13 protein-coding genes are annotated in these 13,493 nt (G+C 34.7%); 1 reads left to right on the forward strand and 12 read right to left on the reverse strand.

All coding sequences use genetic code 11. The features are described from left to right. Positions 1 to 171 precede the first annotated feature (171 nt). The 10 genes from cydC to SB773_RS00280 form a co-directional block, all read right to left on the reverse strand. Positions 172 to 1,896, reverse strand: coding sequence for a thiol reductant ABC exporter subunit CydC (gene cydC, locus SB773_RS00235; RefSeq protein ID WP_410588093.1), 1,725 nt, complete (start codon positions 1,894 to 1,896; stop codon positions 172 to 174). Further along, positions 1,893 to 3,614 carry a thiol reductant ABC exporter subunit CydD gene (gene cydD / locus SB773_RS00240; RefSeq protein ID WP_044444534.1) on the reverse strand — a complete coding sequence of 574 codons (1,722 nt, stop codon included), beginning with the start codon at positions 3,612 to 3,614 and terminating at the stop codon, positions 1,893 to 1,895. The genes cydC and cydD overlap by 4 nt, the downstream gene beginning before the upstream one ends. Further along, complete coding sequence (gene cydB, locus SB773_RS00245) at positions 3,614 to 4,630, reverse strand: cytochrome d ubiquinol oxidase subunit II (RefSeq protein ID WP_002141342.1); 1,017 nt, start codon at positions 4,628 to 4,630, stop codon at positions 3,614 to 3,616. The genes cydD and cydB overlap by 1 nt, the downstream gene beginning before the upstream one ends. Continuing rightward, the gene (gene cydA, locus SB773_RS00250; RefSeq protein WP_002012335.1) at positions 4,617 to 6,020 is read right to left on the reverse strand and encodes a cytochrome ubiquinol oxidase subunit I; all 1,404 of its coding nucleotides are present in this window, start codon (positions 6,018 to 6,020) and stop codon (positions 4,617 to 4,619) included. The genes cydB and cydA overlap by 14 nt, the downstream gene beginning before the upstream one ends. Before the next feature lie 599 nt (positions 6,021 to 6,619). Then, complete coding sequence (locus SB773_RS00255) at positions 6,620 to 7,675, reverse strand: LLM class flavin-dependent oxidoreductase (RefSeq protein WP_410588096.1); 1,056 nt, start codon at positions 7,673 to 7,675, stop codon at positions 6,620 to 6,622. Positions 7,676 to 7,691: 16 nt separating this feature from the next. Further along, on the reverse strand, positions 7,692 to 8,633 hold the full coding sequence (locus SB773_RS00260) for a ring-cleaving dioxygenase (protein WP_078179199.1): 942 nt from the start codon (positions 8,631 to 8,633) through the stop codon (positions 7,692 to 7,694). A gap of 52 nt (positions 8,634 to 8,685) precedes the next feature. Then, complete coding sequence (locus SB773_RS00265) at positions 8,686 to 9,129, reverse strand: MarR family winged helix-turn-helix transcriptional regulator (RefSeq protein ID WP_060752042.1); 444 nt, start codon at positions 9,127 to 9,129, stop codon at positions 8,686 to 8,688. Between the two features lie 101 nt (positions 9,130 to 9,230). Further along, positions 9,231 to 9,554, reverse strand: a complete 324-nt coding sequence (locus SB773_RS00270) for a carboxymuconolactone decarboxylase family protein (RefSeq protein WP_033709001.1) — start codon at positions 9,552 to 9,554, stop codon at positions 9,231 to 9,233. Continuing rightward, positions 9,551 to 9,961, reverse strand: coding sequence for a tautomerase family protein (locus tag SB773_RS00275; protein ID WP_044444538.1), 411 nt, complete (start codon positions 9,959 to 9,961; stop codon positions 9,551 to 9,553). The genes SB773_RS00270 and SB773_RS00275 overlap by 4 nt, the downstream gene beginning before the upstream one ends. A gap of 24 nt (positions 9,962 to 9,985) precedes the next feature. Next, a complete protein-coding gene (locus tag SB773_RS00280; RefSeq protein WP_215576987.1) occupies positions 9,986 to 10,543 on the reverse strand; it encodes a DUF4865 family protein in 558 nt (185 codons plus the stop codon). A gap of 120 nt (positions 10,544 to 10,663) precedes the next feature. Here SB773_RS00280 and SB773_RS00285 point away from each other — a divergent pair, with 120 nt between their 5' ends. Further along, on the forward strand, positions 10,664 to 11,452 hold the full coding sequence (locus SB773_RS00285) for a LysR family transcriptional regulator (RefSeq protein WP_002031321.1): 789 nt from the start codon (positions 10,664 to 10,666) through the stop codon (positions 11,450 to 11,452). A 164-nt stretch (positions 11,453 to 11,616) separates the two neighbouring features. On the opposite strand, the gene SB773_RS00290 is transcribed toward SB773_RS00285, so the two are convergent. Both SB773_RS00290 and SB773_RS00295 read right to left on the reverse strand, forming a co-directional pair. Further along, positions 11,617 to 12,570, reverse strand: coding sequence for a branched-chain amino acid ABC transporter permease (locus SB773_RS00290; protein WP_002126891.1), 954 nt, complete (start codon positions 12,568 to 12,570; stop codon positions 11,617 to 11,619). Between the two features lie 49 nt (positions 12,571 to 12,619). Beyond that, the gene (locus tag SB773_RS00295; RefSeq protein WP_000382784.1) at positions 12,620 to 13,480 is read right to left on the reverse strand and encodes a branched-chain amino acid ABC transporter permease; all 861 of its coding nucleotides are present in this window, start codon (positions 13,478 to 13,480) and stop codon (positions 12,620 to 12,622) included. Positions 13,481 to 13,493 lie beyond the last annotated feature (13 nt).

Genomic DNA, 13,493 nt, shown 5'->3' on the forward strand with positions numbered 1-13,493 from the left:
TTCACTATGGCTCAAGTATTGCCTTGAAAGGATAGGTTTTAAACACCCTTTCTAACAATATATAACCATTTCATGATCAAATAGCTTATACGGCTTATATGATTTCACCACAAATACAAAAAAACTCAAACCTTGAACTACCAAGAATTTGTGTTTTTTTGCATCTCATTCTTATATACCTTTATCAAGCTCATATAACCTACGATATTTCTCATTTTCTTTCAGTAGCTGTTCGTGACTACCTTGCATAGCGATTTGGCCACTATCAAGGAAAATAATTTCATCTACATGTTCAATTCCTACAAGATGATGTGTAATCCAAATAACAGTCTTTTCTTCTGTTGCAGAAAACATTGTTTCTATTAAGGCTAATTCCGTTTTAGGGTCTAAACCGATAGTTGGTTCATCAAGCACAATAATCGATGCTTCTTGCATAAGAGTTCTTGCAAATGCTACCCTTTGCCTTTCTCCGCCAGAAAACCTCTTTCCCATTTCATGCATTTTTGTTTGTAATCCATCAGGAAGAGAAGCAATGTGCGGTGCTAGCTGTGCTTTCTCTAAAGCTCTCCATATCTCTTCATCATTAGCCTCTGGTTTACCGATCCGCACATTATTTCCAATTGTCGTATCGAATAAATGTGGTTTTTGGTTTAATACAGAAATATATTTTGACAAAAAATCCGTATGAGCTTGTTCACCATTCAATATAACTTGGCCACTTACCGGACGTAATGCCCCAGTTAACAGTTTTAGTAAAGTAGATTTTCCTGTTCCACTTCTACCTAAAATAGCAATTTTCTTTCCTGCCTTTATTTGCAATGATACATCTTTTAATACAGGTTCATTACTATCCGGGTAATTATACGACACATTACTCAGTTCAATATCTATATGTTTTTGTGCAACGTAATCTTTATCTCCAGGTAACTCATTTCCGTCTTGCAAAATGCTATCACTTTCTACGCTTTTAAGCCTATGAGCAGATTCTACATAAGATGGAATTCGATCAATAGCATCTGATATAGGGATAAGCGCATTTGTCACAGATAATGTCATTAATACGAACGCTGCAATAACTGTAGGTGCAATCTGTTCACTTGCTGCTTGATTTCCAGTCCACATAATCATTGAAATAACTACAATGCCGACTATTAAATGAATGATACTGTCTCGAATATGGTACCAGCGTTTCACTCTCTTTTCTGTCTTTAACAACTGGAAATTTTGCTCTACATACGCATTAATAAATTCATCTTTTCTACCACTCGCCTGCCAATCAGATAATCCAAATACAGCATCTGTCAATTGTTGATACAAACGATTTCTTCCTCGCTTCAAAGCAACATGATGTCGTTTCATCAAAAGTAGTGATACGAATGGGAGAAGAAAAACAATAACAGCTAACATACAAGCTGCGATAAGTGCAAATACTAAGTCAAATGCACCGATAACAATTACGAAAATGCTATATACAACTAACGCTAATATACTAGGGAATATTGTACGTAAATATAGATTCTGTAAATGTTCTATATCATCAGACAATACACCTAGTACATCACCAGTGTGAAATCGAGAGCGTAAAAATAACGCCTGTGGTTCTACAATTCTATATAGTTTTGTCCTCATTTTTTCTAAAATTCGTAGAACGACGTCATGCCCTACTAAACGCTCTAAATAATGAAAGACAGCTTGCCCTATACTAAACGCACGCGTTGCAACTATAGGAACATATACAGCCATTACATTTTCTGGTCTGAGAGCAGATTTAGAAATTAAATAACCTGAAATGAAAAGTAGCATCGCACCTGAACTAACTCCAAGAAGCCCGAGGAAAATAGTCAACGTCATTCTACCTTTATTTTGCTGTATATAAGGTTTAATCCAATTACTCATCGCTCTCCCCTCTCTTCCCTATGAAAATGTAATGTCTCATTCTTTAAAAGTTCTTCATATGTTCCACTTTCTTTAATTTCCCCTTTATTTAAAATAAGAATATGATCCATTTGCTTCATCCAATGCAGACGATGCGTTGCAAGAAATACTAACTTACCTTCAAACAGACGTAACATCGATTGCTTTATTTCAAATTCAGTTTCAATATCAAGATGTGCTGTAGGTTCATCTAATAAAATGATTGGCTTTTTACTTAAAAGTGCACGTGCCATAGCGACACGTTGTTCTTGTCCGCCACTAAGCATACGTCCACCTTCTCCAATTCTTTCGTACATCCCATGTGGTAATGATGCAACGAGCGAACGAAGACCAACTTCATTAATAACTCTCTCAACTTCTTCATCAATTGTATTCGTTTCATAGAAACAAATATTATCTTTTAATGAAAGCGGAAAAATATAAGGTTGCTGCGGAATATAAGCAATATTTTTTTGCCAATCTTCTCGAGTAGATTCACCAATTTCCACACCATTTACTAACATCTTCCCACCCGAAGGCGGTAGAAATCCTGCTAACACATCGATTAACGTTGATTTCCCTGCCCCACTTTCACCAATAATGCCTATAGCACCGTTACCTTGCCAAGTAAAATCAATTCCCTCTAATATAGCCTTTTCAGATTCATCATTATTTACTTTTACATCTTGTAATTTCAAACTACTAGAAGAATTCCATACTATATCTACATTTGAATCTTTCTTTTCTATTTCTTTTTGTTTCTCTAAAATTTCTTCTATTTGCTCCATTGCAAGTTGTCCATCTAATGTAGCATGATAATTCGCTCCAACTTGCTTAATCGGCAGAAAATATTCCGGCGCTAAAATTAAAATCGTAAGAGCTGGCAACAGTATAATTGTCCCATCTATTAACCGTATCCCTAATCCAACTGCTACAAATGCAATTGATAAACTCGTAAAGAAATCTAATGCAAAAGAAGAAAGAAAAGCAACTCGCAAAGTACGCATCGTTGCTTTTCTATATCGTTTACTTACTTTTTCAATCTTTCCTTCGTGCTGTTTACTTTTCCCTAAATACTTTAATGTCTCTAATCCTTTTAACGTATCTACAAAATGATTAGAAAGTACACGATATGTCTCATATTGGCTATCCGCCATTTTCTGCGCTGCTAATCCTAGAAGGATCATAAATATGATCACAATTGGAATCGTTACAACTAAAATGATTCCAGACTTAATGTCCAGTGTAAAAACATATAGAACAATTAGCCCTGGAACGATACTACTTCTAATCATTTTAGGAATTGTCAATTCAATATATGTTTTAAATTTCTCAATACCTTCTATCGATAAAGTAACCAGATGACCAGTCCCATTCGTTTGGACAAATCTCGGCCCTAACGTAAAATATGCTTCTATTAACTGTTTACGTAATGCAAATCCTGTTTTTTCAGCGAAACGCTCAACCAATATTTGCGATGTTCGCACTAACATTTGGCGTGCTGCAAACGTGATCCCAAAATAAACAGTTTCATTTAGCACAGCTTGCACTGTTTCTCCATGAAATAAAAATGTGATTGCTCGTGCTAAAAACACTGTCTGCGCAATGATACTACACGCCTCTAAAATGCTAATAAGACTTAAAGTTACATATAAAACTCGGCTACCAGGATACGACGGAAGTCCTCTTTTTCTTTTCATTAGTACTCCAAATCTTTGTCTGACTTAACAGGTTGTCTAAATACATAGAAACTCCATATTTGACTACCGATAACAAACGGTAAAATAGCAAGAGAAAAATAGCTCATCAGTTTTAATGCATAAGGTCCTGATGCCGCATTATAAATTGTCAAATCATTTACCGCTCCTAATGAGCTAATCATGACACGCGGGAACATACCGATGAACACACTTGCACTTAACAAAATGATTGTTAAACTCGTCATAAAGAAAGCCCAACCATCTCTTCTTCTTTTATTTAATAAAGTAGAAACAAATAGCGCTACAAAAGCTCCAATTGGAACCATTAGCCACTCTGAACCATGTGCGGTGAAAATATCTGTTTTCCATAACCCTACAGCTGCAAAAACAAGAAGTGTTATTAATGCAAAAGGTGCAATCTTTGTCGCGGCAATACGTGCGCGTTCTCGTAATTTTCCTGTTGTACGTATAGTAAGAAATTGCAAACCATGAACAATACATAGAAGAAGAAACATAACTCCCCCAAGTAACGCAAATGGGTGAAGTAATTTCATAAATCCGCCTACCATATTTTTACTTCCATCAATTGGTACACCTGTCATAAAGTTTGCGATTGCAACTCCCCAAAGTATAGGAGGTAGCAAACTTCCAATAAACATGCCCCAATCCCAGAAACTCTTCCATTTATGATTTTCTATTTTCGCACGGAATTTAAAGGAAACACCTCTTATAATTAATGCAAGAAGCATAAACACAAATGGAATATAAAACCCACTAAATAAAGTTGCATACCAGTGCGGGAATGCCGCAAACATAGCGCCACCAGCACAAACAAGCCATACTTCATTTGCGTGCCAAAACGGCCCAATTGTATTTAAATATATACGTTTTTCCAAATCGTTTTTCCCTAAAAACCTTGAAACGATTCCTACACCAAAATCGAAACCTTCAAGTACAAAGAAGCCAACGAATAAGGTTGAGATAATTAGAAACCACAACTCATTAAGAGATAACATACTCTTCCTCCTTATCAAATGGATCATGGCTTTGATAATCCTTTTTCGTTTTCTTATTCGCATGTCCTTTAATGATACGAACGAATAAGTAAACAGTAATTCCTCCAACAATTAAATATAGTGATGTGAATGAAACAAGAGAGAATAATACTTCTCCAAATGAAACGTTTGGAGATACAGCATCTTCTGTTTTCATAACACCGAAGACAACCCAAGGCTGACGTCCCATTTCAGTCATAATCCAACCTACTGTATTACCGATAAACGGTAGTGCAATTGCATATACCATTATTTTTAAATACCAAGGGTTTTCAGTTAAGCGATCTTTTCTTGATAAGAACCAGCCGTACATTCCTAAAAGAAGCATGAATGTTCCACTCATTACCATCGCTCTAAAACTCCAGAACATAGTATGTACTGGCGGAATATAATCTCCAGGTCCATATTTTTCTTCATATTGTTTTTGAATTTGATTCATCCCTTCAACTTGACCGCTAAATTTATCGTATGACAATAGACTTAGCATATAAGGGATTTGAATTTCAAACGAATTTTCTTTCTTCTCTGTATCAATTTTTGCAAATACTGTAAATGGAGCTGGATCCTCACTCGTATTCCATAATGCTTCAGCTGCTGCCATTTTCATCGGATGTGTCTTAATTAAATTTTGTGCTTGTGCATGACCGAAAAATAATACCAATGCAGTTGTAATTGTTCCAACAACGATAGAAACTCGGAACGATTTTTTAAACACCGCAGTTTCTTGACCTTTTGATATTTTCCATGCACTTACACCTGCAATAAAGAATGCACCAGTTGCAATTGCCGCCGTGATTGTATGTGGGAATTGCACCCATAATTGTGGATTTTGAATAATCGCCCAAAAATCATTCATCTGTGCACGTCCATCTGCTGCCATTTCATATCCTACTGGGGCATGCATAAATGCACTTGCAGTTAAAATCCAAAATGCTGATAACATTGTTCCTATTGAGAGGAGCCAAATACATAAAAGGTGAACTCGCTTCGGAAGTTTATCCTCACCGAATACCCATAAACCTAGGAATGTAGACTCAATGAAAAATGCTAATAAACCTTCAATTGCAAGTGATGGTCCGAAAACATCACCAACAAAACGTGAATACGTTGACCAGTTCATACCAAACTGAAATTCTTGTAAAATACCTGTTACTACACCTACTGCGAAGTTAACAAGGAATATTTGTGTCCAAAACTTTGTCATCTTCTTATAAATTTCTTGTCCCTTTACCACATACAACGTTTGCATTAACGCAATGATAAAAGCTAAACCTATAGACAGCGGAACGAAAAAATAATGAAAAATCGTTGTTGATGCAAATTGTATTCGTGCCAATTCGAGCGTTTCCATGCTTAAATCACTTCCTTCATAATTTTTTATCGATTGAATTGAATGAACAATTCAATCATTTGGAAATACAAAAAGATAAATTCGTTTATGTACTTTCTGAAAATATAGATTGTCAGTTTTTTAGATAATTACAAAAGAACTTTCTTCATACGATTTACCTTTTCACTATTTCAGTAGTGTTTTATTCGTTAATCGAATTGTATAATATACTTACATAATAAATTCAGGTGATTTTTGACGTATTATTGACAGGATTTTGTCTGAAATATGTCTTTTGTAATTTTTTTGAATTAGATTTCTCACATTTTAAAAACGTACTTTTCAAACATACAACACACTCTTATATCAATTGTTATTATGTTTTTCTCTTCATACGCTTGACTTTCCCTTTGAAAAATGTCCTCGAATCAAACCTGAAAACACGTTAGATTTTTGTCAAGAGAAAAATGTATTTCCAAAATTCAAATCAACAATATTGTTATTCACAAATAGAAAAAAACTCCCCTTTCTCTAGACATAAAATTCGTTTTTTTGTCATTTTTCAAACTGACTAAATAAAAAAGTACCGAGAATAGATTATATTCCCGGTACTTTTTTATTTATTTCGTTGTATATTTTCTAACAGCCGGCATAATTTCAGTAGCAATTAATTCAATGTTTTTCTCAATCTTATCAAATGGTACACCGCCAAAATCAATCTGTGCCATAAAACGTTGCTGTCCAAATAATTCATATTGATAAAGCATTTTTTCAATAATTTGTTGCGGGCTACCAATCATTAACGCATCACGGTGATCTACTGCGTTAGTAAATTGTTGTTTTGGATACCCACCACCGCGTAGCGCAAGCATACCAGCATTAATATGAGGATAATATTCACTAAGTGCATCTTGTGAATTTTCTGCTGTATAAAATAAACTTGTTGTCGCAATTGGTAATGTTGCTGGATCAAAACCACTTTGCTCAGCTGCTTCACGATATGCATCAACCGAAACTTTAAAATTAACAGCTGGGCCACCAAGTGTCGTAAGCATCATTGGTACACCTGCGCGTCCTGCCTTAATTGCACTAGCAGGTGGCCCTCCAACAGCACGCCAAATCGGCATATTGTTATTTTTCGCTCTCGGTATAATTGCCGCATGTTCAAGTGGCGTTCTAAACTGCCCTTTCCATGTTACACTTTCTTCTTTATTTATTTTTAATAAAAGTTCCATCTTCTCTTCAAATAGTTCTTCATAATAATTTACATCGTAACCAAGTAAACTATATCCCCCAATACGAGAGCCGCGACCAGCAACGATTTCAGCACGACCATTAGAAATTAAATCAATTGTGGCAAAATCCTCATATACACGAACCGGATCTGACGTACTTAATACTGTTGCAGAACTAGCGATTTTAATGTTTTTCGTAGCTTGTGCAATAGCTCCTAAAATAACTGTATGAGCTTGCGTTGTAAAATGCGCTTGATGACTTTCACCGACAGCAAACACATCAAGTCCAGATTCATCCGCTAACTTTGCTGTTTCAATTAATTCATGAATTCTTTGTTCTGCACTAATTTTCACTCCGTTATGTGGATTTAAAACATGATCCCCAATTGAATATAATCCAAACTCTATTCCTTTACTTGTATCCATACGGTATTTTTCCATAGTTGTTCTCTCCCTTTTAATTAAGTGGTATTAATTTCTCTTCTATCTCTTTTCTTCTCTCTTCTAAAAATGGTGGTAAATCCAGCTCTTTTCCTAATTCTTCAACTGTTGAATCTACTGTAAATCCTGGTCCATCCGTCGCAATCTCAAATAAAATGCCATTTGACTCACGGAAATATAAACTTTTAAAATAAAAGCGATCGATAATCCCTGTTGATTGGAACCCTTTATCTTTCACCGCTTCATTCCAATAACTCAGTTCTTCATCATTTTTCACACGAATAGCTAAATGATGAATACTTCCTTTTCCGGGTCTTTCACTCTCTCCATCTTGCTGTTTCACCAAAATTTCTCCAAAAGATTGACCATCAATAGATTGATAAATCCCCTCATCGTCTGAACGAGATACTTCTTTATAACTAAACAAACCTGTTAATGTTTTTGATAATTTATTTAAACTGCGCACTGTCATTTCAACTGTTCCCATGCCTAAAATACGATGATTCTGCTCTACAGAAGATTCATCCCATGCAGTCCAATATTCAGGCACCTCTTCATCTTTATTATTTAACAGCACTAACCGTAGACCATCTGGATCTTCAAAGTGCAGTGCGTCTCTTCCGGCGTAAGTTGTAATTTCCCCATGCGCCACCTGGAGTGACTCAAAACGTCTCTTCCAAAATGTAAGACTTTCTATTGAAGGTACGAGCAAGCCTATTTGTGTTATTGCATTTGTACCACGGATTGTTCTACCTACATTCGGCATTTCAAAAAATGATAATTCAGTTCCGGCACTCCCTGTTAAATCACCATAAAACAAATGATACATAAATGGATTATCTTGATTGACTGTCTTTTTCACCCGGCGTAATCCTAAGACATCTCGATAAAAATTATTATTCGTTTTCGCATTTTTAGTCACCATAGAAATGTGGTGATGTCCTGGAATTGTATACATAAAACTTCCTCCTCTTTATCACTTGATTAGTCAATTGATTGAGTAAAAAAAATTACTCATTCGGTAATTCTTTTTTTTCACTATGCTTATGAACTTTTGACATCAACTCGTATAGTATTTTCTGCTCTTCTTCATTTAATACATCATCAAAAAATGATGATTGAAATGCAAGTTGCTCTGGCAATGCTCTTTCTAAAGCCGCTTCCCCTTGCTTTGTAAGACTAATTGTTTTCGTTTTCCAATCTTGTTTTCGTATAATATATCCTTCTTTTTCAAGACGTGTTAACATTCGAGAAATACCGCCTTGTGTAACGGTAACCTTTTCTGCTAACTCCATTTGTGTTAATGGCTGATAAGTCCGTATTTGCAAAAGCACATCAAATTGGGCTGTTGTTAAATCAAAACGTTTTAAAAACTCATTTGACATTTGATTACTTTGGTTCGTAAATCGTATTAGGCGTAACCATATTAACGATCCTATCGTATTTTCACGCATGTTTCATCACTTCCTAGCGTTGATCTTACTATCACTTTACCACTCAAGTGATAGTAATGCAAGTAGAAATATGTTAAAAATACCTCCCAAAATCATTATTCTTAACTTTCCATTTCATTCATTGCTATATTTAAAGCTGCCACAGCTTTTGGCCAACCAACGTAAAAAGCCATATGTGTTATTAATGCAACTAATTCATTCTCCATTATCCCATTTTGTTTAGCTAGCTTCAGATGAAATGGTAATTGTTCTGTATTACCAAGACTGATTAGTGCCGACAATGTACATAAGCTTCTTTCTCTTAATGTTAAAGCGGCATCCCGCCACACTTCCTCAAATAATATCTCTTCACTATAATGAGAAAATACAGGTGCTACTTCTCTCATTTTCTTTGGAATATAGAATTCAATTGGTTCATTCATCATTTTGCTCCCTTCATTTTTACCAATTGTGCCATCCCTTGACCAAATGACCAGTTTTCAGCAGCTGTCTCATGTAATGTAATAAAAATGTCAGTAACTTTCACATTAGAACATGCTGAAATTTCAAAGGATATAGATTGATACAAACCTTTTTTCTGTTGCACTGTTCTTCCAGGTCCACATGTAATAGAAACATGAATCATATTCTCAGTTCTCATTTCTCCTCTTTCCAACAAATAATATGGATTATACAAAAATTGATTTTGTTGATAAGGTAAAAATATTTGAAAATAATCATTTTCAGGGATGTTAAAATGTTCGATTAATGAAAGATGGATACATTCACCTATCTTTTTCAACTCTTCTTTATTTAATATATCTTCATGATAATAAACGTTCACAAAAGGCATAGATTTTCATTCCTTTTTCTTAATTTAGCATTCAACAACATATCCTCGTGAAATATGTAAAATCTCATAAATAGTAACATCGTCCATTACATCTATTTCAGGCTTTTCCTTATAAAAACTGAATTGACTATATCCCCACTTATCCGGATTATAAACTATTACATTTCCTAAACATTTTTCTATGTTTTGCACATTTTTATTTAATTGCGTCCCAATCAGCGATTTACTTTGAGAAATACTCCCTGCATATTCAACAGCATATCTACTTTTTCTAAAATCATTACTTAAATTAACAACTAATGGAACACCTATATTTATTTGTTGCCACCCAAACGATTGCAAAATATTATCGTAATACCCTTCAAAGATAAATTTATTCATCCCTTCATGACCATTCCAAATATATAAAGGTGCATAACAATTATGGAAATCCCCATCCTTACCTGCCTCAGCAATTAAATAAGCCTTAAAATTCAACCCTTGAAAACCATCCGTTTTATAACCATTCTTTTTCACCCTTGCTCTAATAGTCCCCATATCATAATCTTTTGGCAAAATGACCTTATATTGCATACCAATCATGTTTATCACTCCCTTTCTATCTTATATACATAATGATAAACCGACGATCGGCTGACGTAAAATAGGTATAAATTATGTTTGATATCATTTATAATGATACCGTATAAGGGGCTGAAATGAATGGAAATAAATGATCTTATTATATTTAAAACTGTAGCTAACGAAGGTTCTATTAGTAAAGCTGCTAAAGAGCTAGGCTATGTACAACCAAATGTAACTGAGCGAATCAAAAAATTAGAACAAGAATTAGAAACACCTTTACTACATAGAGATAACAAAGGTGTTTCCCTGTTACCTTCTGGTGACATTTTATTAGACTACACGAATAAAATATTAGCTCTTTTAGAAGAAGCGAAAGATGAAATTAAAACAAGTGCTTCTTCTTATGTAATAGCGACGTCACAATCTATTTTGACTAATTATTTAAGTATGCGTATTAAAGAAAATTTCAGAAATTATCAAATATATATAGAAAGTAGTAGCCATTTACAAAAACTACTACAGCAACAAAAAGTTGATATGGTCATAACTTATGAGGATTATCCCGACGCAGCGTTTAAAAAAGTATTCACCACTTCAATTTCTGTAGGCTTATTAAAAGCGAAAGAACAGTGTAACATTGACTTTTCAAAAGAACTTTTCTTTGTTAGTAACGATAAAAAGTGCCCTTTTAGAAATATGACAATACAATTTCTAAAAGAAAACAATCTATCTCAGCATCAACTTCAACAGTTAGATTCTTATTCGCTTATTGAAGAGTTTATTGTTGAGGGAAATGGGATAGCTTTTTTACCGATTAGAAATGATAAATTAGTTCCAGTTGAAAATGTCGCGGTTGAAAAACTACCTATTAACTTCTTTACAACTCGAGACTTAGATAAAGTGATTCCAGGTGAACTATTTAATTAATAAAGAGGCTACACTTATCGTATTTTACGGGCAAATAGATATCCCTTTTCGAATCGCTAATATAACTTCATATACTATCGTACGGCCTAATAAAATAAAAAGGGATGTTACCTAGTTAATATGTTTAACTACTAGGACATCCCTTTTCATCTTGAAGACTTATTTTACACGTTCTGTTCCACCCCTGTACTCTTCTCCTTCTTACTTCTTTTAAAATTCTTCAACTTCTTAACCGTTCCAACTAACCCTTTCGGAAAAACTAATAACACGATAATGTATAATAAACCTAGAATAATCGTCCACCTTTCAAAAATCGGATACTCTGTAGCTAGTTCTGATAAATAATATTTCAGTGATTCAATAATTCCTGCTCCAGCAATAGCTCCGATTAACGTTCCAACTCCCCCAATCATTGTCATCAATAATGCATTTAACGTCATTTCAATTGAAAATACAGTCGTATTTACAAAGCGTAATGTGATGACAAATAAACCACCGCTAATCGCTGCAACTACTCCTGCAACAACACTAGCAATAATTTTATAATGAAGAACTTTATAGCCAAGTGCTTCAACTCGTTGTTCATTTTGTGAAATCGCCTTTAACACTTTCCCAATTGAAGATTTTGTGAAAAGACGTAACAAAATGAAAATACTGATTAGACATATAAATGTTATATAATAAAATGTAAAACGATCACGGAATATATCTGGTACACGAAATGTAAATCCATCTCCTCCATGAGTCAGTGAACGCCATTTTTCAGCAAGTACAAAAAACAGCTGGGAAATAGCGAGCGTTAACATTGCATAAAAATGACTTTTCAGCCGTAAAGAAAGCAAACCGATTATATAACTAACGATGGCTGATACAATAATTGCGGCTGCTATTCCTATAAAAAAGTTTGTGATAGACACCCCTTGTCGATCAAATAAAAGTGCTACCCCATACGCCCCTATACCAAAGAACATACAATGACCGAATGAAACAATACCTGTATATCCAAGGAGAACATCAAAACTCATAGCGAAAATAGCAAAGATGAAGATTTGAGTGAACAAAATTAACAAGCTCCGTGAATCATTTACGAATGGAAATACACTTAAACAAATGAGCATAAATACTCCGAAGTATACTTTAATTCGATTCGATGTGCTGTTCACCATTTCACCCCTTTTCACCAACAAGTCCCGTTGGCTTCACTATTAAGAAAAATAGTAACATTAACATATTAATTGCAAGTGATAAATCCGGTATAAAATATGCTGTAAAAGCACCAGCTAATCCAACAATTAAAGAAGCGATTGCTGAACCTTGTACGCTTCCTAATCCTCCAATTATCACTACTATAAAAGCTAAAATCGCATACTGCATACCCATCTCGGCGAAAATAACACCTGAATACGGTGCTAATAAGAAGCCTCCCAAAGCCGCCATCCCTGCTCCTAATAAAAAGACGAAAGAAAATATCGCTTTTACATTAATACCGAGCGCTTGAACCATCTCTTTATCCATTACACCTGCGCGAATCATAAGACCTATCTTTGTTTTTTTGAGCAATAATAGTAAGGCAATGTAAATGATGATCCCAATTAAAATAACGAATAGACGATATTTAATTAATATAACGCCTTCAAATGTATAACTACCTTGTAACCATAACGGTAATTTAGCACCAATTGGATTTGGCCCCCAAAATACTTTAATACATTCACTAAGTACAAGCATTCCTCCAAGCGTCACAAGAAGTTGGCGAACATGATTTCCATATACCGGTCTAATAAGGAATCTTTCTAAAATGAATCCAAGAAACATCCCCATAGCAATTGCTCCAATTAAAGCGAGTAAATAGCTTCCAGTTGTATTAAATATCCATACACCTGTAAAAGCTCCCCATGCAAATAACCCACCATGTGCGAAGTTTAGAACGCTCATTAAACCGAAAATAAGTGAAAGACCTGACGCTAATAAAAAAATGAGCATCCCTGTTGAAATCCCATTTACAAATAAATTGATTAACACATCCATCCTTCTCACCCCG

This window comes from Bacillus sp. SIMBA_074 (assembly GCF_046534555.1).
Taxonomy (GTDB): Bacteria; Bacillota; Bacilli; order Bacillales; family Bacillaceae_G; genus Bacillus_A; species Bacillus_A mycoides.

Excerpts from the sequence above, each read along its gene's own strand:
- SB773_RS00295 (WP_000382784.1), bottom strand. The coding sequence starts at position 13,480 with ATGGATGTGTTAATCAATTTATTTGTAAATGGGATTTCAACAGGGATG.
- SB773_RS00285 (WP_002031321.1), top strand. The coding sequence starts at position 10,664 with ATGGAAATAAATGATCTTATTATATTTAAAACTGTAGCTAACGAAGGT.
- cydD (WP_044444534.1), bottom strand. The coding sequence starts at position 3,614 with ATGAAAAGAAAAAGAGGACTTCCGTCGTATCCTGGTAGCCGAGTTTTA.
- SB773_RS00260 (WP_078179199.1), bottom strand. The coding sequence starts at position 8,633 with ATGTATACAATTCCAGGACATCACCACATTTCTATGGTGACTAAAAAT.
- cydA (WP_002012335.1), bottom strand. The coding sequence starts at position 6,020 with ATGGAAACGCTCGAATTGGCACGAATACAATTTGCATCAACAACGATT.
- SB773_RS00270 (WP_033709001.1), bottom strand. The coding sequence starts at position 9,554 with ATGATGAATGAACCAATTGAATTCTATATTCCAAAGAAAATGAGAGAA.
- SB773_RS00290 (WP_002126891.1), bottom strand. The coding sequence starts at position 12,570 with ATGCTCATTTGTTTAAGTGTATTTCCATTCGTAAATGATTCACGGAGC.
- SB773_RS00275 (WP_044444538.1), bottom strand. The coding sequence starts at position 9,961 with ATGCCTTTTGTGAACGTTTATTATCATGAAGATATATTAAATAAAGAA.
- SB773_RS00255 (WP_410588096.1), bottom strand. The coding sequence starts at position 7,675 with ATGGAAAAATACCGTATGGATACAAGTAAAGGAATAGAGTTTGGATTA.
- cydC (WP_410588093.1), bottom strand. The coding sequence starts at position 1,896 with ATGAGTAATTGGATTAAACCTTATATACAGCAAAATAAAGGTAGAATG.
- SB773_RS00265 (WP_060752042.1), bottom strand. The coding sequence starts at position 9,129 with ATGCGTGAAAATACGATAGGATCGTTAATATGGTTACGCCTAATACGA.
- cydB (WP_002141342.1), bottom strand. The coding sequence starts at position 4,630 with ATGTTATCTCTTAATGAGTTGTGGTTTCTAATTATCTCAACCTTATTC.
- SB773_RS00280 (WP_215576987.1), bottom strand. The coding sequence starts at position 10,543 with ATGATTGGTATGCAATATAAGGTCATTTTGCCAAAAGATTATGATATG.